Below are 448 nucleotides of genomic sequence, written 5' to 3' on the forward strand. Positions count from 1 at the left end.
CCAGAGCGTTGACAGGATTTCCAGTCAGCAGCACCGCAAAGGTCATGTACTGCCGGATGCTGGACGCTATGCTCTCCAAAGGTCAGGAGGACGAGAACGGAATCCTGTTTGTCTGCTTCCCTGTCACAGCCATTGCCGCAGTCCTGTCCCGCAGTCCCATGACGGTCAAGCGTTCTCTGAATGAACTGGAAACCGCCGGACTTATCATGCGGGTGCGTCAGGGCGTTGGAGAACCAAACAGGATTTATGTGCTGATACCGGGAAAGGAGGACGCTGCCCTTGCCTGATACCTCAAAGCTGGAAAAGCTCAACCGGGAGTTGGAGAAAAGCGAAAAGAAACTGCGGAAAGCCATCAATGATGAAAAGGCATTGCAGCACCAGTTAAAGCAGCTTACCCGAAAGGAACGGACGCACCGGCTCTGTACTCGTGGCGGTATGCTGGAAAGTT

The 448-nt window shown here is 53.8% G+C and carries 2 protein-coding genes; both read left to right on the top strand.

What is annotated here, in order from left to right; translation table 11 throughout:
* Nucleotides 1-8 precede the first annotated feature (8 nt).
* Nucleotides 9-287, top strand: coding sequence for a DeoR family transcriptional regulator (locus DW757_RS17205; protein ID WP_347560010.1), 279 nt, complete (start codon nucleotides 9-11; stop codon nucleotides 285-287).
* Nucleotides 280-448 (top strand): DUF3847 domain-containing protein (locus DW757_RS17870; protein ID WP_243033759.1); only part of this gene is annotated, 169 nt, incomplete at its 3' end. The genes DW757_RS17205 and DW757_RS17870, both read left to right, overlap by 8 nt.

The sequence above is a fragment of the Clostridium sp. AM29-11AC genome (genome assembly GCF_003480545.1).
In the GTDB taxonomy this organism is placed as follows: domain Bacteria; phylum Bacillota; class Clostridia; order Lachnospirales; family Lachnospiraceae; genus Otoolea; species Otoolea saccharolyticum_A.